The sequence below is a fragment of the Amycolatopsis sp. NPDC031561 genome (assembly GCF_055580625.1).
Map to the genome: position 1 here is coordinate 61,674 of NZ_JBVILA010000019.1, position 17,536 is coordinate 79,209.

Here is a 17,536-nt window from a genome sequence, read left to right on the forward strand (position 1 = left end):
GAAGGAGCACGGTGGACCCCACCATCGGACTGGCCGTCGGCCGCGGAACCGGACCGGAACTCGCGAACGTCTTCGAACGTGTCCTGAGCACCCTCGGGAAGGCGTCTTCGACGACCATCCGCATTGTGCGCTCGCCCAGGCTGTACCACTCGTACTTCTCCCTCAAGGCCGAAGGAAGCGGCTTCGCGGAGATCGCGGACCTGACCCGGCAGGACGCCGACCACTACGAGCGGTTCTGCCGCGCCCGGGCACTCGCGGGCACCACCGCCGTCTTCCGCACGGCGATCAACGCCCAGTCGTTGTACCTGGTCCGCGAGCGACTGCAGGCGGTGAAGACCGACCTCATCGAGGATCAGGACTCGTCGCTGTTGATGGTGCGCGACGAAGCCCAGGGCTTTTACACCGGCGAGAACAGCCACAGCCCCGGTGTCGTCCATCGCACCATGAAGTTCAGCAAGGAGATCACCGCGAAGGTGGTCGCCGCCGCCCTGGAGCAGGCGCGGCGGCAGTGGCCCGGCGAGCAGGTGGAACGGGTGGTCATGGCCTACAAGTTCCATCTCCTCGACGGTGCTCTCGGTGACTGGGTCGAGGAGATCGCGGCACGGCACGGCGTGGAGATCGCCCTCGCCCAGCCGGACACGGTCAACCGCAACCTCATCGAGCACGGGTTGCCGCGGCGCACCGTCATCATCGGCGCCAACGAATGGGCCGACATCATGCACGTGGTCCTGCTGGACCGGCTGGGCTCCGAACGGCAGGAAAACCGCTACACGGAGAACATCCACCTGCATCCCGACGTCGCCGGACTTGTCGAGTACCAGACCGTGCACGGTTCCGCGGACGACCTGGCGGGCCTGGGCATCGTCAATCCCGTGGCGACCATCCGGGCGGCGGCGGCGATCGCGGAACGGCACGCCGGCTGCGCGGGCGCGATCAAGAGCACGGAGGACGCTCTCGAATCCGTCGGACGCCAGGGAATCACGACTCCGGATCTCGGCGGACCCCACTCGACCACGGAGGTGACGGAGGCCGTGGTGGACCTGCTGAAGCAACCCGGGCGATCCGCCGACGTCCTCTCGGCAGCGGAAGGGTGACCGGGACGGCGCTGGTCGTCATGGACCTGCAGAACGACTTCTGCACCGGGCCGGTCGTGGCGGCCGGGTACGCGGGCGATCTCTCCACAGTGGACGCCGCGACGGCCGGTGCCGCGCGGGCGGTGGACGTGGCGAGGGCTCGCGGCGTCGAGGTCGTCTTCGTCCGGTTCCACGGTGACGTCGAGCATCAAGGCCCGAGCTGGCGGCATCGGGACCTGATGCTCGGAAAACGCCCCAAGTGCCGGGAAGGTACCTGGGGCGCGGAATTCCATCGGGTCTCGCCTGCCGGCGGCGAACGTGTCTTCACCAAGAACGCGCGCTTCGACGCCTTCCTCACCGACGGTTTCGAGGAGTACCTCGTCCGGAACGGTTTCGGGCACTTGGTGTTCGCGGGTCTCTACACGGATGTCTGCGTGGACTCCACCGCGCGGACGGCGTTCCAGCAAGGGTTCCACGTGACCGTCCTGACCGACTGCACGACGAGTCTCCACCTGCCCGACGACACGATCCTGGGCTTCATGGGCACTGTCTACGGCGCTCGTCTGGCCATCCTCGACGATCCGGAAGTGTGGTCATCGCCCGAAAGGCAGGAGCCTTGGCCGGTACGAAGCACGACGGCGGCGCGATAGAACTGGGTGTCGGCCGGACCGCGCTCATGGTCGCCGCCGCCCGCGCGATCGAAACCCATCGCCCGGACTCGCTCGCCCGGGACGGCTTCGCGGAGCATTTCGTGCGTGCCGCCCGGACCTGCGAAGACTGGCCGTTACGCATGGAGCAGGTCCCGGACGGGGACGCCGATCCCCTGTGGGGCAGGCTCGGCCGTTACTTCGGTCTGCGAACCCGGGTTCTGGACGACTTCGTCCTCCGGTCGGCGCGGGCCGGAGGACGTCAGGTCGTGCTCCTCGGCGCGGGCCTCGACTCGCGAGTCTTCCGGCTCGACTGGCCCGCGGGCTGTGTGCTGTTCGAGATCGACCGCGGGCCGGTGCTGGGATTCAAACAGGACGTCCTCGACAACCTGGGTGCCATGACGAAAACGCGGCGCGTGCCGATCGCGGGCGACCTGCGCGGCGACTGGACGGCCACCCTGATCGCCGCCGGGTTCGATCCGGCGGTGCCGAGTGTCTGGCTGGCCGAGGGCCTCATGCTCTACCTGTCCGGTGCCGCCGAGCGCGGCCTCATCGACACCGTGGACAGCCTGAGCGCCGAAGGCAGTTCACTGGCGTTCGAAGTCAAACTCGGCGTGGAACGCCCCGAAGTCCGGGCCAACGCCGTCTACACCTCGGCGAAACAGCGGATCGGGGTCGACCTGCTCACCCTGTTCGACGGTGAACCACGCCCCGATTCCACGAGAGACCTCGGGAGCAGGGGGTGGTCCACCGAGGTCAAGACGCCCTTCGACTTCACTCGCCAGTTCGGGCGCGGCCCACGGCCCGAGCCGGACGACGCACTGGCGAGCAACAGGTGGGTCTTCGCGAGCAAGCCTTGACCGTGACAGCGGAGACGATGGGCCGCGTTCCGCGACCGGGCATTCAGGAAAGCAGGCCGCGTCGGAATCCGTGAGCGACGGCTTGGGCGCGGTCGTGCACGCTGAATTTGCCGAATAGGCGGCGGGCGTGAGTTTTCACGGTGTCTTCGGCCAGGTACAGCTCACGGCCGATCTGCCCGTTGCTTTTGCCTTGGCTCATTCCTTGTAGGACTTGCATTTCGCGTTGGGTCAGCTGGACGTCAGGGTCCGGTGACTGCCGTGGGGCCGGTACAGGGGTGGTGGCGAGCGTGTGGGCTACCGCGGCGACGACTTCCGGTCGTGAGGCGTCCCAGCGTAGGTAGCCGCGGGCTCCGCCGGCGATCGCCGCGGCGATGGTGGCGGTGTCGTCGGGCGCGCCGAACACGAGCACATTGGCTCGCGGGTTCGCCGAGACGAGCAGCCGGGTGGTCTCCAGTCCGGAGGGCAGTGCCCGCTGGGTGCCCACGAGGACGACGTCGGCGGGCTGCCGGGTGTATCTGGTCCGCAGCTCCTCGCCGTGCACGACATGCTCGATGCGGCTGACCCCCGGCACGGAGGACAGCGCCCGGGTGAGTCCCTCCCGGACGATACGTCGATCGTCGCAGATCAAGATGGTCGTCAATATTTCCCTTTCCGTCGCACTTGTGGGTCATCTTCTCCCCGGCGGCACCGGCGCGCCACGCGGATCGACGCTGAAGGGGCTTGGCACAGACACGTTCGGGTCAACTCCGTGCGGTGGACGACCCTCGGCTTTACGCGGTGCGGCCGAGAGAGATCCTGACGTGTAAGGAATGGCCGTCGGTCTTGCGACGATAGTGGACAGTGGGGTGCGCGGGACGGCTGGTTGCGTTCGGCCTTGGTGGATGCGACGGTATGTGCCGACGGCCGGTTGGCCCGGTCTCCTTGCCAGGGCCTGTGCCGTCACCGCTCCAGACCGCGGCGGGTCACACCCGTACCCGTCTCGTCAGGAGTTTCGTCGTGCGCAATACCGCCCTGGTGGGCTTGCCGATTCCCAAGGACACGCGACGTGTTCGTTCCTTTCACCTGGTGCGATCGCTGAGGTTCTACCTCGCCCTGGACTGTGAAGTCCGGCTGTCCGGTGATGGCTGGGTGCAGCTGCGCAACGCGGACACCGTGTTCATCCTGGAACACGGTGGTACCGGCGTTCCCTCAGGTGGCGGCGTTCCTGAGCTGAGCGCCGGCAACCTGCTGCATCTGTGCCGTCGCCTCTGGGCGGCCAGCATCGACACGAGCCCTGTCAGCTATCCCGCCTGCGCGCCCGGCGGCCGGATCACCGCTCGCGATCCTGACTCGCATGCCGTCTCCATCAGCCAGGCGGAGAGCGGGTGAGGGTCGCGCGACGGCGGTCTGGTTCAGCCGGTGCAGTTGGGCACCGCGGGGGCGCTCCCGACACAGTTTCCGGGGGTGTTGGCGGTGATCGGCGCGTTGTTGGTGGTCATGGTCCCGTTGGTCCGGTGGACCCCGCCCGCGGTCAGCAGTGCGTGGTTCACGGTCACGGCGGTCTGGGTGATGGTCGTCGCGGTCGAGTTGACCGCGGCTATACCGCCTCCTTGTGCGCCGCTGTTGCCGCTGATGAGCATCGGGGTTCCTGAGACGCCGGTGGTGGTCAATGTGCCGCGGAGGCCGTTGTAGATGCCGCCGCCTTGGAGGAGCGCGGTGTTTCCGAGAACGCTGCTCCTGGTGAACGCAGCCGCGGGTGCCGTGCCGGACGGGGTGTCGGCGTTGGCGAGGCCCCCGCCGGCGAGCGTGGCGTAGTTGCCGCTCAGGCTGCTGGTGGTGAGTGTCACGGCGCCGCGGTTGAGGATGGCGCCTCCGTCGCCGACCACGCTGCCGTTGGTGAAGGCGACCGAGGTGGTCAGGGTGAGGTTGCCGGTGGGGCCGACTTCGGCGATCCGGAAGGGGAGCAGCGAGGTGCGCGTGATGGTCGCCGGGCCGAGTAGTTCGATCGGCGTGGTGATGACCGGCAGCCCGTTGGCGAGTCCGCCGTGCGGCGAGGTCAGCGCGTAGGTACAGCCGCCCGCCAGCGTCAGGGTGTCGCCGGCGACCGTGGAGTTGGCGAGGTTGATGGCGTCGACGAGGGCGCTTTCGCCGCACGCCACGGGAATGGTGGTCGCCTGCGCCAGGGGTGCCAGCGTGATCATGCTCGCGCCCAGGACGGTCGCGCCGACGGCGGCCCGCAGAATACCGCGGCTTCTTCTCATCACATCTTCTTTCCTGGAAACGAAATCAACGGGTGTGGTCACGGGGGAACGGGTGATCATCCGATGCATCCAGGGACAGGGGAGGGGCTGCCGGTGCAGTTGGTCGCGGTGTTGGCGGTCACCGTGGAGGTGTTCAGCGTCGCCGAACCCGCCACGTAGTAGATCCCGCCGGGATTCACCGTCGCCGTGTTGGTGTTGACCACACTGCTGGTGAGCGTGAGCGTCCCGTTCACACTCGCGATTCCGCCGCCTTGGCCCGCGGTGTTGCCGTTGACCGTGCTGTTGGTGAACGTCGCCGCGGACGGGGTTCCGGTGCTGTACAAGGCACCACCACTGCCGTTGGCGGTGTTGCCGGACAATGCGCTGCCGGTGAGGGTCACCGCACCGAAACTGAGGATTCCGCCGCCATCGTCGTTGCCGGCGGCGGCCGCATGGCCGTTGCCGACGGTGACCGCTTTGAGCGTGATGCCGCCGGTGGGTGCGACCTGGCCGATGCGGAAGGCGGCCGCGGCCGGTGCGCGGGTGATGGTGTTGGCATTGCCCTCGAGAGTGATGGGCGTGGTGATGATCGGCAGGCCGGCCGGGCCGTGCACACCGTCGTCGCCGTGAGGCGCGGTGAGGGTGTAGGTGCAGCCCGGGGTCAAGATGACGGTGCCGCCTCCGGCGGCGTTGGCCGCGTCGACCGCGGAGACCAGCGCCGCCTCGGTGCACGGGACGGATTCCGCACGGGCCTGCGCCGATGCGGGGAGAAGGACGACTGATCCGGCAATAAGGAAAAGGGCGCCGGAAAGAGTGGAAATCGTGCGGTTGTGTCGCATGTGGACTTTCCTGGATCCGAGACCGATGGTGGAGGAGCAAGAAGCTCGAACGTCCCGCTGAAAGCGGTCACCGGCGGTCAATGAACAACCATGTCGGACCCTACACCTGTCGGCCGGAAATGGACAGGAGTGGAATTCGTTCGGATGCTTCAGTCGATTGTCTTGGAATTACCCTGCGGAAAAGGGTTTGATAACGAAAATCGTGGGACTGAGGCCGACTTGCACGCTGTGGAAAAAATTCACCGTTCACGGTGGGAACGCCAGAGCGGCGACTGGCCGAACCGGAGGGAATCGACTCGAGGAACGTCCATGCCGTGCACGTGACCGGCGGGACGTCGGGTGCGATAGGGACTTTGGTCCTCGCGGAGCGGGCCCACAGGTCGGGTGGGAGGGGCCCTCGGGCAGGGCCTGCGGGACTTCATCCTCTGCGTTCCGCCACCGGTCCCGGCCGAGACTGGAACAAGACTCGGGTAGCACGGCGGCCAGAGGTAGCCGGCGTGCGGAAACGGGACGACGAAGCAGAGGAGCGGAAATGCCGGTCGCCACGGAGAGATCCATCGTCGCCGGGATCGACGGATCACGGTCCGCGAAGACCGCTGCGATGTGGGCGGCGGACGAGGCCTCGAAGCGTGCGCTGCCCTTGCGGCTCGTCCACGTGTTCACGATCCCGGTCGTGACGATGCCGGGTGTCATCACCTCGTTCGAAGGGGTCCGTGGGGGTTTCGAGAGCCGTGGTCTCGCCTGGATTTCCGAGGTCAGGGAAGCGGCGCTCGCCCGGCATCCGGATCTCGTCGTCGAGACCGCGGTCCGCGAGTGGAACCCGGTAGCGGCTCTGACCCAGGAGTCGGTGAAGGCGACGATGGTCGTACTGGGGTCGCGAGGGCTCGGCGGTTTCACCGGGATGCTCGTGGGCTCGATCGCGGTCGCGCTCGCCCATCACGGCCACTGCCCGATCGTCGTGGCCCGAGGCCGGCAGCTGGACGTCGCCGCGCAGGAAGCGGGGCCGGTCGTCGTGGGAACGGATGGTTCGCCTGCCGGCGAGGCGGCCCTCGGGTTCGCGTTCGACGAGGCGAGGGTGCGGGACGCTGACGTGACCGTCGTCCGGACCTGGTCGGAGCTGGTCGACCACGGCGCGATCCGGCCGCATTTCCTTGCCGTCGATCCGATCGAGATCGAGGCCGCCGAAAGGAAAGCGGCCGAGGAGCAGGTGGCTCCGTGGCGGGACAAGTACCCGGACGTTCCGGTCGAGATCGTCGTCCGCAAGGGAAGGCCGGTTCGTACTTTGCTCGAATTCGGGGCGAGGGCGAGGCTTCTTGTCGTCGGCAGCCGGGGACGCGGGGGATTCGAGGGCATGCTTCTCGGGTCGACCAGCCAGGCGCTGGTCGCCCATTCGGCATGTCCTGTCGCTGTCATCCGGCCGGCGGCGCCGGAACTGTGAACGGGGGAAGTCATGCGGGCAAGGGATCTGATGACGAGTCCGGTCGTCACCGTCACACCGGAGACGACCGCCAAACACGCTGCCGGGATATTGACCGAGCACGGTTTCACCGCGTTGCCGGTCGTGGACGACGATGACCGGCTGATCGGCATCGTGACCGAGGCGGACCTGATGCGGGACCGGTTCCCTCGGGACATTCGCTCAGCTGGACATCCCGAAGAGCGTACGGAGCCGGGTACCACCGTGGCGGCGGTGATGACGTCACCCGCCATCGGGATGAGCGCCGGGTCCGATCTCACCGAGGTCAGCAGGGCGCTGCTCGACGGGAAGATCCGGGTGATGCCCATTGTGGACGGCTCGAAGGTGGTGGGCATCCTCACCCGCGGTGACTTCGTGCGCGCGTTCGCCCGTGAGGACACCGCGATCGCCACCGACGTGCGGCACCACCTCGCCATTTACGGGGGTCCCGGCCGGTGGAGCGTCGAGGTCGCCGGCGGCGTGTGCCGGATCGGCGACCAGTACGGGAACGACACCGACCGCCACGTCGCGAAGGTCATCGCCGAGGCGGTTCCGGGTGTCGTGGAAGCGAAAGTGACCTACCAGGAGGCTGACCGATGAGCACTGCGGACCACAAGATCGTCGTAGGGGTGGACGGCTCCGGGCCCGGGCGGGCCGCCGTCCGATGGGCGGCGGGTTCTGCCGCGGAACGCGGTTTGGGGCTGCTGATCGTGCACGCCCTCCATACGGAGCGGATCAGCTACGGCGGTGGACTCACCGGAGCGGCCCCGTGGTTCGACGTGCTCGCGGAGGCTGGACAGCGGGTGCTCGACGAGGCCTCCACCGAGGCGAAGTCGTTCGCACCCGATGTCCCGGTGAGTACCGCGATGCCTCAGGGCTCACCCGTCCCGTTCTTGATCGACACGTCGATGACGGCGACCATGGTGGTCCTCGGTGGCGCGGGCAAGGGCTTCTTCGCCGAGATGGCCATCGGTTCGACGGCGTCGGCCGTCCTTGCCCACGCACAGTGCCCGGTGGTGGTGCTCCGGGGCAGGAAGGGCACGACGAACTATCCCGGCAGCGGTCCGGTGGTCGTCGGTGTCGACGGTAGCCCGCTGAGCGAACAGGCCCTGGAGACCGCGTTCGAAGAGGCGTCACGACGTCGCGCGCACTTGGTGGCGGTGCATGCCTGGACGGACGTCACTTACGACGACGCCTTCGGGATGACGCGGCTGGCCACGCAGTGGGAATCTCTTGAGGACGACGAACGCCGCCTGCTCGCGGAACAACTGGCGGGCTGGCAGGAGAAGTACCCGGACGTCACCGTGGAACGCGTCGTCGTTCGCGATCGGCCACGGCAGACCTTGCTGGAGTGGAGCGGCAAAGCGCAGCTGGTGGTCGTGGGCAGCCGCGGCCGTGGCGGGTTCACCGGACTGCTGCTCGGCTCGACCAGCCAGGCGCTCGCCCATCACGCCGAATGCCCGGTGATGGTCGTCCGGCCGAGGAACGCGCGGTGACCGCTCTCGGCGTACGGCCGACGGTGCTCACGCCGGCCGTCGCGCTCGACCCCGCCCGATGCCTCGGCGAAGGGGAAGTCCTTGCCGCGGCTCACCTCTGAGGTCCGCGCGTCTTCAGGGAGCCGACGGGCTGAACCGGTGTGCCGCCTTCATGGTGACGAGCACGATCGGGCAGGTCGCGTGGCGGACGCAAGCGGCGGACACCCGTCCGAAGACGGGCCGCCCGAAGGAGCCCTCCGAGCGGGCGCCGAGTACCAGCAGATCGGCGCCGTGCGCGGCGGCCAGCAGTTCCGAGGCCGGATCACCGGTGCGAACCGACGCCTCGATGACGATGTCCGCGGCGAGTTGTTCGCAGATCTTCGCCACCTCGCCCGTCATCGGACGGCCGTTCCTGCTCGATAGCCTGCCGTGTGGCGGGGGAGCGAGAAGATTTCCCCTCGGCCGCACGAGAAGTATTTCGAGGCGGGCACCCCGGGCGCGGGTTTCGGTGATCGCCCAGCGGATCGCTTCACTGCCGTGGTCCGAGCCGTCGGTTCCGACGATGATCCGGCGTTCCCTCCCCGGGCGCCGGTTCATGGCGTTGGGAGTGTTCATGACTTCACGTACGGGCATGTCCACAGTGTCGGCCTGCCACGGCGCGGTCCGGTACCACTGGAGGTCCCGGTCACCCGGGACGGACGACCCCTCTTCCAGGGCTTCCGTTCCGAAGGGGTGCCGAAGGTCCCGGGTCGCCGGGGCCCACGGCACTCCCGTGCGGGGCGAAGCCGGAACACGCTGGAAGGGTCCACCGACCGGCTTGGAGCGCAACGATGATCCTCACCGATTCCCCGGTACTCGCCACCGCGCTGGAGGCGGCGGTGAGAGCGCCGTCGCCGCACAACACCCAACCGTGGTTCTTCGAGCTGGAGCCCGGTGTGGTGGAGCTGTATCTCGACGAAGACCGGGTGCTCGAAGTGTGCGACCCCGATGGACGGGAGGCCCGGCTCGCCTGCGGCGCCGCCCTGCTGAACATCGAACTCGCGATCGCCGCCGCCGGATGGTTCCCGGACACCGACCTGATGCCCGACCGGACCAGGCCGTCGTTGCTGGCCCGGGTCGAAATCGGCGACCGGCACCGCCCGAGCGCCGGGGACCTGCGGCTCGCCGCCGCGATTCCCCGCCGCTACAGCAACCGGCGTCCGTTCACCGATCAAGCGGTGCCCACGTGGGTGCGGAACGTCGTCCGCCAGGCCGCCCGCGCCGAGGACGCGAGACTGGTCCTCGTCGACGAGGCCGGCCGGCTGGAAGCGGCCGCGACGTTGATCCGGCGTGCCGACCACCTGCAGACACAGGACGACGCTTTCCAGGCGGAGATGAGGTCGTGGACCAGCGCGCACGACCGCGACGACGGAGTGCCCGCCTTCGCGGGCGGACCGCGCTCGGCGGGCGGGCTCCTGCCGGTACGGCACTTCCACGACAGCGACGCGCCCCGGTCCTACGAGCGGGATCCGGTCGTCGCGGTGCTGACGACGCCCGATGAAGGTCCGGTGGCCCAGCTCCGCGCGGGCCGGGCCATGCAACGCGTACTGCTCACCGCGACCACGGAGGGGCTGAGCGCCTCGTTCTACTCGCAGCCCATGGAGATCCCTTCCGCGCGTGCCGAACTGCGCGCATTGCTCGGCGGAACCGACTATCCGCAAACGCTTTTCCGCCTGGGGTATGGCTTTCCCGGCGTCCCGACACCGCGCCGCCCACCCGGAGCGGTCGTCAGGGCGAAGGCGTCATAACAGTCGTGAACCCGACGGAGAAAGCCGTCGAACCGAAGGAATGACGCCTTCTGGCCGACCAGGAACGCGGGCGAGGAGGGAGGCGAGGGATGAAGCAGCCGAGCGGGGAGTGGACGGCCGCCGAAGTGGAGGTGCTCGCCCGAGCCGCGGTGAGCGCCCCGTCGGTACGCAACTCCCAGCCATGGTCCCTGGCGCTGCCGGGCCGGCGTGCCGAGCTGAGCGAGCGGGAGGACGTCCACGGCTCCGATTCCGGCTACGACGGGCGCGATCGACTGATCTCGTGCGGCGCGGTCTTGGCGAACCTGGCCGTGGCCATGCGCGTTCTCGGCTGGAACGCGCGGGTCAGCCTGGCCGTCGAGGATCGAGCGCCGTTGGTGGCCGTCGTGAGGGCAGGCAGGCGGTTCCCGCCCTCGGAGGCGGACCTGCACGGTTACTCCGCGATCTCCCGCCGGCGAGACCACGACACCGCGTTCTCCAGGACGCCGGTGGCTCCGGCGCTGCTGGATCGGATCGTCGGCCGGGTCCCCGGCGACGTGCTGTGCCGGGTGGTGGCCCCGGGAGAGCTGCGGCCGCTGGCCGTGGCGCTCGAAGCGGCGGGATCAGTCCAGGGAACGGCCCGGCCGGCCGACTGGACATCGGCCTGGACCGCCGGCGGGTTCGCCGACCGGCCGGCACCACCCGGCCAAGACCTGCCCCCGGTGTGGCCGGGCGTCACGAGGGAGACCTTGCTGATCATCGGCGCCGACTCCGATCGGCGAGCCGCGCAGGTCTCGATCGGGCGTGCGATGGAGCTCGCCTGGCTCACCGGGATCGAAAACGGGATAGCGGCCTCAGCGCTGACCAGGCCCCTGCGCGTACCGTCAGTACGGGACAGGCTCATCTCCGAGCTGGCGTTGCCAGGGTTCCCGGGAGTGATCATGCGGCTGGGCTACCCGGCCGGGTAGCCCAGCCGCCACCTCCTGCCGAGAGGAGACGCGATGTCGGCCGAGCGGCCAGTGGCCGGAAACGAGCCACCGCCCAGCGCGGTGGTGCTGACCGAGCTGCGGCTCGACGAATTGCTGCACGAGGTCCAGGACCGGCTGGCGGAGATCCTCAAGACGCGGGACCGGTTGCAAGGACTGCTCGACGCCGTACTGGCCGTGGCGACCGGCATCGAACTCGATTCGACCCTGCAACGCATCGTGCAGGCCGCCGTCGAGCTGGTCGACGCCAACTACGGTGCTTTGGGTGTCCTCGGTGACGAGGACGGACTCTCGCAGTTCGTCTACGCGGGAATCGATCCGGAAACCCGCGAGACCATGGGGCATCTTCCCGAGGGCAGAGGTCTCCTCGGCCTGCTCATCCGGGAGCCTCATCCGGTCCGGGTCCCGGATCTGTCGTGCCACCCGGCGTCGGTGGGTTTTCCCGCCAACCACCCGCCCATGCACAGCTTCGTCGGTGTCCCGGTCCGTGTGCGGGACGTGGTGTTCGGCAACCTGTACCTGACGGAGAAACGGGGAGCGGCGGAGTTCACCGCGGACGACGAGGTGGTCTTGCGGGCGCTGGCCGCGGCGGCGGGGGTGGCCATCGACAACGCCCGGCTGTTCGAGCAGTCCCGCACCCGGGAGCGGTGGCTGGGGGCGGTGGCCAAGGTGAACGGCGAGCTCCTCGCCGGCGCTTCGGTGACCGACACGCTGGGCTTGATCGTCAGGAGCGTCCGGGAACTGGCCGACGCGGGCGGGGTGATGATCCTGCTGGCCGAGACCGCCGGCGAGGAGGCGCGCTCCCTGACCGTGGCCGCGATGGCCAGCGAGCGGGCGGGTGCGCTGCCCGGGACCTCGATTTCGAGCAAGCATCCGGCGATCGAGGATGTCTTCGCCGGCGGGCAGGCGAGTCTCGTCACCGATCTCGACGGCGTCTTCCCCGCGGCTGTGGAGACCATGCTCGGCGGGCCCGGCGTGATGGTTCCCCTTACCGGCGCGGTCGGGGTCGGAGGGGTTCTGGTCGTCGGCCGGGAGAAAGGTGCTCAGCAGTTCAAAGCCGATCAGATCCCCATGCTGGCGTCGTTCGCCGACCAGGCGGCCGTCGCCCTCGAATTCGCCGAAAAGCAGCGCAATCAGCGGCTCTTGGATGTACTCGCCGACCGTGATCGGATCGCGCAGGACCTGCACGATCACGTCATCCAGCGGCTCTTCGCCACCGGGATGAGCCTCCAGAGCATCGTGCCGCGGGTTACGGACGACCTCGCCCGCAACCGCCTCGCGCACGGTGTTGAACAGCTCGACCGGACCGTGCGCGAGATCAGGACTTCGATCTTCGATCTGCACTCGTCGGGGTCCGACACGTCCGTCAGCCTGCGCCGCCGGTTGCTCGACGTGATCACGGAGCTGTCGACCGATCCGGGGGCGACGCCGTCGGTGCGGATCAGCGGCGCCGTGGACACCATCGTTCCCGTGGAACTGCACGAGCACGCCGAGGCGGCCGTCCGTGAAGCGCTGAGCAACGCGATCCGCCACTCCGGCGCGAACGACATCGCCGTGACCGTCGAGGCCGATCGCGACCTGGTCATCGAAGTGACCGACAACGGGATCGGCATCCCGGAGAACGGCAGACGCAGCGGCCTGAAGAACCTCGCGCAGCGAGCGGAACGCTGCGGAGGCCTGGCCGAGTTCACCGGACGCGAGGGGGGCGGTACCCGCGTCGTGTGGCAGGTTCCCTTGTCCTGAAAGGACTCAGTGCTCGCCGAACAGTGGTGTCCGGTCTTCCCGCTTCAGTTCGGTCGCCAGCACGGCTGCCTGCGTGCGGCGCTGGATCCCGAGTTTGCCGAGGATCCGGGAGACGTAGTTCTTGATGGTCTTCTCCGCGAGGAAAAGGCGCTCCCCGATCTCCCGGTTGGTGAGCCCTTCCCCGATGAGGTCGAAGACGGCGTGTTCCTGTTCCGATAGTGACGCTGTCGGGTCGTTGCGGTCGTTCTCCCTGCGGATGCGCTTCATCAGCGCCGCGGTGGTGCGGCTGTCGAGCAGCGAACCGCCGTCGGCGATCGTCCTGATCGCCGACACGAGGTCGATGCCCAGCACCTGTTTCAGGACGAAGCCGGACGCTCCGGCCATGATCGCGGTGAACAGCGCCTCGTCGTCGGCGTAGGACGTGAGCATCAGGCAGCGCAGATCCGGCCGGGTGGACAGCAGTTCCCGGCACAGTTCGATGCCGGTGCCGTCGGGGAGCCGGACGTCCAGCACGGCGATGTCGGTGTCACTCGCGGGAATCCGCGTGAGCGCTTCCGACACCGAGGCCGCTTCGCCGGAGATCTCGATGTCCGCTTCGTTGCCGAGCAGGTCGGCGAGCCCCCGCCGGACGATTTCGTGGTCGTCGACCAGGAACACCTTGGTCGTCATCGGATCGCCCTCCTGCCGCGAGATCGTGGCCTTACCGCATGAACCTACTCGGGCGAGCGGGGAAAAGGCGGGGCTTAGGTCCCGGATATCGGAGCCCTCCGTACCTGCGCGCGCACCCCCATGGGGGAGCACGGTCGAACCCGACACACAGTGCGGAGGACGGAACATGGCAGAACGAAGGCACCGCGGACCCTGGTCGGCCTCGGAGACCGAGGTACTGGCCCGGACCCTGCTGAGGGCGCCGTCAGTGCACAACATCCAGCCGTGGCTCCTGGAGTTCGAGCACGACCGGCTGCTGCTCGGTGAGCGCCGGGACCTGCCCTTGCCCGAACACGATCCGCTGGGACGGGACCGCCTGATGTCCTGCGGTGCCGCGCTGGCGAACCTGGAACTCGCGATACGCGTGCTCGGCTACGAGGCCCGGACGGTGACGTTCCCCGATCCGGAGCGGCCGGAGCTGGTGGCGACGGTCGAACCGGGGGAGCGGTCACTGCCGTCGGCGGAAGACCTGCACCGCTATGCCGCCATCGAGCGGCGGCGCAGCTACCGAAGGCGGTTTTCCGGCCGGCCGGTCTCGCCGCAGCGGATCGGCGACCTGACGACCACCGCGGCGGTGGCCGGTGTCCAGGCGAGGCCGATCCGCGACGAACTGGAACTGACCCGGGTCGCGGACCTGCTCGAGTTCGCTGCGGAGGCCTTCCAGCACGATCACGGGTATCAGCGCGAGCTCGCGCTGTGGACCGTCCACGACGAGATGTCCCTGCGCCATGGCGCGGGCATCGCCGCGACAGCTCTCCCACCCGGTTCCCTGCCCTGGGCGGGTCTGGTCCAGGCCAGGACGGCCCTGCCGGACAGGGAGGTGCTCAAGCGGCGCCTGGCGGACGAGACGCTGCTCGTGTTCCTGACCCTCGACGACACGCGCCACGACCACCTGAAGGCCGGTCACGCCTTGCAGAGCACCTGGCTCGACGCCGTCGACGGAGGTCTCGTCGGCTCCATCCTGACCCAGCCCCTGCACCTGCCCGAGGTGCGCTCGGCGTTGTGCGAGGACCTCGAACTGGCCGGTTTCCCGCAGGCGCTCATGCGGTTCGGCTACCCGTCCGGCGCGGTGCCCGCCAGTCCGCGCCGCGCCGTCGACGAAGTGCTCGGCCGCGGCTTCTGACGGAAAACAGGACCGGAGCGGACCATGGCGTCATGCCGGGACCGGCGGCCGCGCCTCTCGCAAGCTTTCCCTTACAGGACAAGGAGAATCATGATGCACGCGATGGTGGTGTACGAGTCGATGTTCGGGAACACCGAGCAAGTGGCGAAGGCGGTGGCCGAAGGACTGTCGCCCTACGCCGAGGTGGATGTCGTGAACGTCGACGACGTCGGAAGCGTCGCGGAGGCGGGCTTGCTCGTGGTCGGCGGTCCGACGCACGTCCACGGGATGTCCTGGCCCTCCAGCCGGACCGAGGCCGGCAGGCAGGCGGTGGACGGTGTCCGGTCGACGAAGAGCCTGCGAGACTGGGTCGGCACGCTGGACGAGGTGTCGGGCGGCAACCTGGTGGCGACCTTCGATACCCGGATCGGGAAACCGCGCTGGCTGACCGGTTCGGCCGCGCTGAGCGTCGCGCGCAAACTCAAGCGGCTCGGTTTCGTTCCGCTCGTCCCACCGGAGAGTTTCCTGATCAGAACGGACAAGCAGCAGCCGGTGCTGCGCGACGGCGAGCCGGCGCGGGCGCGGGACTGGGGTGCCGTGCTCGGCAAAGAACTCGCCGGGCTGAAGGTATGAGATGCGCCGGGTTGGCGAAAGGGTCAACGTGTCCCCTCGGTTCGGTCTTCGATTTCGAGCCTGACGCCCGGCGAAAGTGTCGTATGCGGCAGATGAATGGGCGCCTCACGGCGGATAGGGCCGTTAGCTGACGTCGGTGGCGATCATTGGCATCCGTGGAGCCTGATCACGTATGGGTGACCGGCCACGGTTGCGCTTGCAAACCCTGGTGAAGGGGCGAAGGGTCGGCCGTGTCGAGGGTGTTGGTTGTCCGGTGCCCTCAGGTGTGCCGCACCGGGCAATGGCCCCAGAATTTCGGCCAGCACACCCCTCGCAGGTCCGTGGCATCAGTCCCGGATCCCTTTCACCCATGGAAAGTTGATCATGAAATCGACAGCGCGTATCAGTACGGCAGGCCGGGTCGGCCGGGCCATGATCGGTGTGGGCACCGCGGCGGGGTTCGCACTCGCGGTTCCCTCGCAGGCGTGGGCGCTCCCGCCGGGGTGCACCCAGAGCGGCGCCAATTTCACTTGCACCGCGGGAATTCCCGCCGGTCAGGTGCTGGACGGCACTACGGGGAACAACATCATCACCATCACCGGTGGTGCGGTGAACGGAACCGTGAACGGCCTGGCGGGCAACGACACGATCATGGTGACCGGCGTCGCCGGGTCCCTGGGTGCCAACGGTCCTCCGGGAGCGGCCGGTAACGCGGGTACGCCTGCGGGTACCGCCGGGGGCAACGGCGGTGCCGGGAGCGTCGGCGGTGCCGGTGTGGGTGCGACCGGTGTCATCAACGCCGGTGACGGTACGGACAGTGTCACCGTCCTCGGTGGTGCGGGAGGTAACGGTGGGAACGGCGGCCAGGGCGGGGTCGGCTTCGCCAGCGGTGCCGGTGGCGCCGGTGGTAGTGGTGGTGTCGGCGGGATCGGTGGTGCCGGTAACGCCGGGAACGTCACCGGCGGCGTCGGAAACGACACTGTCGTCCTCACCGCGGGCAAGGGTGGCAACGGCGGTCTCGGTGGCCTTGGCGGCAACGGTGGCGGTGTCGCCGGCGGTGCGGGTGCCGGGGGTATCGGTGGCGCGGGTGCGGCCGGTGGCGTCGGGAACTCGGGAGCCTATAACGATGAACTCGTCGATGCCGGGCTCGACAGCGTCACCGTCAACGGTGGTGCCGGTGGTACCGGCGCGGCCGGTGGCGTCGCAGGCTGCGGCCATGGTGGCGGTGCCGGTGGAGTCGGAGGTGCCGGCGGTGCGAGTGGTGTCGGGAATTCCGGGACCGTCAACGGTGGTGCCGGAGTCGACACACTGAAGGCCAATGGTGGGCTCGGCGGCAACGGTGGCGTCGGCGGCAAGGGCGGCAACGGCTCCGCGGCCGTCCAGCCCGGTGGCGCCGGCGGTGTCGGTGGCGCGGGTGGTGCCGGCGGGATCGGGAATTCCGGAACCCTCACCGGCGGGACCGGTGTCGACCTCATCACCGCGACCGGTGGCAAGGGCGGCAACGGTGCCGGCGGCGGCAATGGCGGCACAGGTTGCAGCGGCCCCGGCGGTCCTGGCGGCATCGGCGGTGCCGCGGGTGCCGGCGGTCTCGGGAACTCGGGGACCGTCAACGACGGGGCGGACACCATCGCCACGCCGTCCGGTGCCAGTGGTCTCGCGGGCGGCAGTGGCGTCGCCGGAGTCAACAACGGCGGCGTCTGCACCTGCTGACCAGTGATCTCAACGGTCGGCGGCGGCATCACCGGCACCATCGGTGATGTCGCCGCCGGGAGCAGGCTCGCCAGGGAGAACTGAAGCTCCTTGACTGTCCTTAAGGGACGCTTCCGAGATTCAGGTGTCCCGGTTCAGGTGCTTTGCGGACCGGGTCGTGAATGGCAAAGGTGGCGTGTTCGTGGGCGAGGTCGGCGACGGGATGAAGGCGTCCTTCGCCGCGTCCGATGCCGAGCGGCCGTGGGGGGGGGGGGGGGGGGGGGGGGGGGGGGGGGGGGGGGGGGGGGGGGGGGAGGGGCGAAGAAAAGGGAGGGGGGAGGAGAGGATGGTGGTTGGGTTGGGC

18 protein-coding genes are annotated in these 17,536 nt (G+C 68.9%); 13 read left to right on the plus strand and 5 right to left on the minus strand.

The window, feature by feature from the left end; genetic code table 11:
* The first annotated feature begins 11 nt into the window (after window positions 1-11).
* From ACZ5IK_RS30670 to ACZ5IK_RS30680, 3 genes are read left to right on the plus strand one after another with little or no spacing between them, the layout of a single operon-like run.
* Entirely contained in the window at window positions 12-1,094 is a 1,083-nt protein-coding gene (locus ACZ5IK_RS30670; protein WP_465490884.1) for an isocitrate/isopropylmalate family dehydrogenase, read from the plus strand.
* Window positions 1,091-1,723: a cysteine hydrolase family protein gene (locus ACZ5IK_RS30675; protein ID WP_465490885.1), complete on the plus strand. Its 633-nt coding sequence runs from the start codon at window positions 1,091-1,093 to the stop codon at window positions 1,721-1,723. The genes ACZ5IK_RS30670 and ACZ5IK_RS30675 overlap by 4 nt, the downstream gene beginning before the upstream one ends.
* A complete protein-coding gene (locus tag ACZ5IK_RS30680; RefSeq protein WP_465490886.1) occupies window positions 1,690-2,580 on the plus strand; it encodes an SAM-dependent methyltransferase in 891 nt (296 codons plus the stop codon). The genes ACZ5IK_RS30675 and ACZ5IK_RS30680 overlap by 34 nt, the downstream gene beginning before the upstream one ends.
* 43 nt (window positions 2,581-2,623) lie before the next feature.
* Here ACZ5IK_RS30680 and ACZ5IK_RS30685 read toward each other — a convergent pair whose 3' ends face one another.
* Window positions 2,624-3,220, minus strand: coding sequence for a response regulator transcription factor (locus tag ACZ5IK_RS30685; RefSeq protein ID WP_465490887.1), 597 nt, complete (start codon window positions 3,218-3,220; stop codon window positions 2,624-2,626).
* A gap of 356 nt (window positions 3,221-3,576) precedes the next feature.
* On the opposite strand from ACZ5IK_RS30685, the gene ACZ5IK_RS30690 reads away from it, so the two are divergent.
* Window positions 3,577-3,948, plus strand: coding sequence for a hypothetical protein (locus tag ACZ5IK_RS30690; protein ID WP_465490888.1), 372 nt, complete (start codon window positions 3,577-3,579; stop codon window positions 3,946-3,948).
* 23 nt (window positions 3,949-3,971) lie between these two features.
* On the opposite strand, the gene ACZ5IK_RS30695 is transcribed toward ACZ5IK_RS30690, so the two are convergent.
* Window positions 3,972-4,820 carry a hypothetical protein gene (locus ACZ5IK_RS30695; RefSeq protein ID WP_465490889.1) on the minus strand — a complete coding sequence of 283 codons (849 nt, stop codon included), beginning with the start codon at window positions 4,818-4,820 and terminating at the stop codon, window positions 3,972-3,974.
* 56 nt (window positions 4,821-4,876) lie between these two features.
* The gene (locus tag ACZ5IK_RS30700; RefSeq protein ID WP_465490890.1) at window positions 4,877-5,638 is read right to left on the minus strand and encodes a hypothetical protein; all 762 of its coding nucleotides are present in this window, start codon (window positions 5,636-5,638) and stop codon (window positions 4,877-4,879) included.
* A gap of 532 nt (window positions 5,639-6,170) precedes the next feature.
* Here ACZ5IK_RS30700 and ACZ5IK_RS30705 point away from each other — a divergent pair.
* Genes ACZ5IK_RS30705 through ACZ5IK_RS30715 form a run of 3 tightly spaced genes read left to right on the plus strand, consistent with a single transcriptional unit; the run spans window position 6,171 to window position 8,590 of the window.
* Window positions 6,171-7,076, plus strand: a complete 906-nt coding sequence (locus ACZ5IK_RS30705; protein ID WP_465490891.1) for a universal stress protein — start codon at window positions 6,171-6,173, stop codon at window positions 7,074-7,076.
* Between the two features lie 12 nt (window positions 7,077-7,088).
* Window positions 7,089-7,694 (plus strand): CBS domain-containing protein, encoded by a 606-nt coding sequence (locus ACZ5IK_RS30710; RefSeq protein WP_465490892.1) that lies wholly within the window; start codon window positions 7,089-7,091, stop codon window positions 7,692-7,694.
* Window positions 7,691-8,590, plus strand: a complete 900-nt coding sequence (locus ACZ5IK_RS30715) for a universal stress protein (RefSeq protein WP_465490893.1) — start codon at window positions 7,691-7,693, stop codon at window positions 8,588-8,590. Before ACZ5IK_RS30710 ends, ACZ5IK_RS30715 begins: the two co-directional genes overlap by 4 nt.
* 114 nt (window positions 8,591-8,704) lie before the next feature.
* Here the strand turns inward: ACZ5IK_RS30715 and ACZ5IK_RS30720 are convergent, their stop codons facing one another.
* Window positions 8,705-9,202 (minus strand): universal stress protein, encoded by a 498-nt coding sequence (locus ACZ5IK_RS30720; RefSeq protein WP_465490894.1) that lies wholly within the window; start codon window positions 9,200-9,202, stop codon window positions 8,705-8,707.
* A 197-nt stretch (window positions 9,203-9,399) separates the two neighbouring features.
* On the opposite strand from ACZ5IK_RS30720, the gene ACZ5IK_RS30725 reads away from it, so the two are divergent.
* The 3 genes from ACZ5IK_RS30725 (at window position 9,400) to ACZ5IK_RS30735 (ending at window position 13,061) form a co-directional block, all read left to right on the plus strand.
* Window positions 9,400-10,356 carry an Acg family FMN-binding oxidoreductase gene (locus tag ACZ5IK_RS30725; RefSeq protein ID WP_465490895.1) on the plus strand — a complete coding sequence of 319 codons (957 nt, stop codon included), beginning with the start codon at window positions 9,400-9,402 and terminating at the stop codon, window positions 10,354-10,356.
* 89 nt (window positions 10,357-10,445) lie between these two features.
* A complete protein-coding gene (locus ACZ5IK_RS30730) occupies window positions 10,446-11,300 on the plus strand; it encodes a nitroreductase (RefSeq protein ID WP_465490896.1) in 855 nt (284 codons plus the stop codon).
* Window positions 11,301-11,333: 33 nt separating this feature from the next.
* A complete protein-coding gene (locus ACZ5IK_RS30735) occupies window positions 11,334-13,061 on the plus strand; it encodes a GAF domain-containing sensor histidine kinase (protein WP_465490897.1) in 1,728 nt (575 codons plus the stop codon).
* A gap of 6 nt (window positions 13,062-13,067) precedes the next feature.
* On the opposite strand, the gene ACZ5IK_RS30740 is transcribed toward ACZ5IK_RS30735, so the two are convergent.
* On the minus strand, window positions 13,068-13,730 hold the full coding sequence (locus tag ACZ5IK_RS30740) for a response regulator transcription factor (protein ID WP_465490898.1): 663 nt from the start codon (window positions 13,728-13,730) through the stop codon (window positions 13,068-13,070).
* A gap of 166 nt (window positions 13,731-13,896) precedes the next feature.
* Between ACZ5IK_RS30740 and ACZ5IK_RS30745 the strand changes: the two genes are divergently transcribed.
* The 3 genes from ACZ5IK_RS30745 to ACZ5IK_RS30755 all read left to right on the plus strand — a co-directional run bounded on the left by ACZ5IK_RS30745 (window position 13,897) and on the right by ACZ5IK_RS30755 (window position 17,193).
* The gene (locus tag ACZ5IK_RS30745) at window positions 13,897-14,892 is read left to right on the plus strand and encodes an Acg family FMN-binding oxidoreductase (protein WP_465490899.1); all 996 of its coding nucleotides are present in this window, start codon (window positions 13,897-13,899) and stop codon (window positions 14,890-14,892) included.
* A 90-nt stretch (window positions 14,893-14,982) separates the two neighbouring features.
* Complete coding sequence (locus ACZ5IK_RS30750) at window positions 14,983-15,504, plus strand: flavodoxin family protein (protein WP_465490900.1); 522 nt, start codon at window positions 14,983-14,985, stop codon at window positions 15,502-15,504.
* Window positions 15,505-15,867: 363 nt separating this feature from the next.
* Window positions 15,868-17,193: a hypothetical protein gene (locus ACZ5IK_RS30755; RefSeq protein WP_465490901.1), complete on the plus strand. Its 1,326-nt coding sequence runs from the start codon at window positions 15,868-15,870 to the stop codon at window positions 17,191-17,193.
* The last annotated feature ends 343 nt before the right edge of the window (window positions 17,194-17,536 follow it).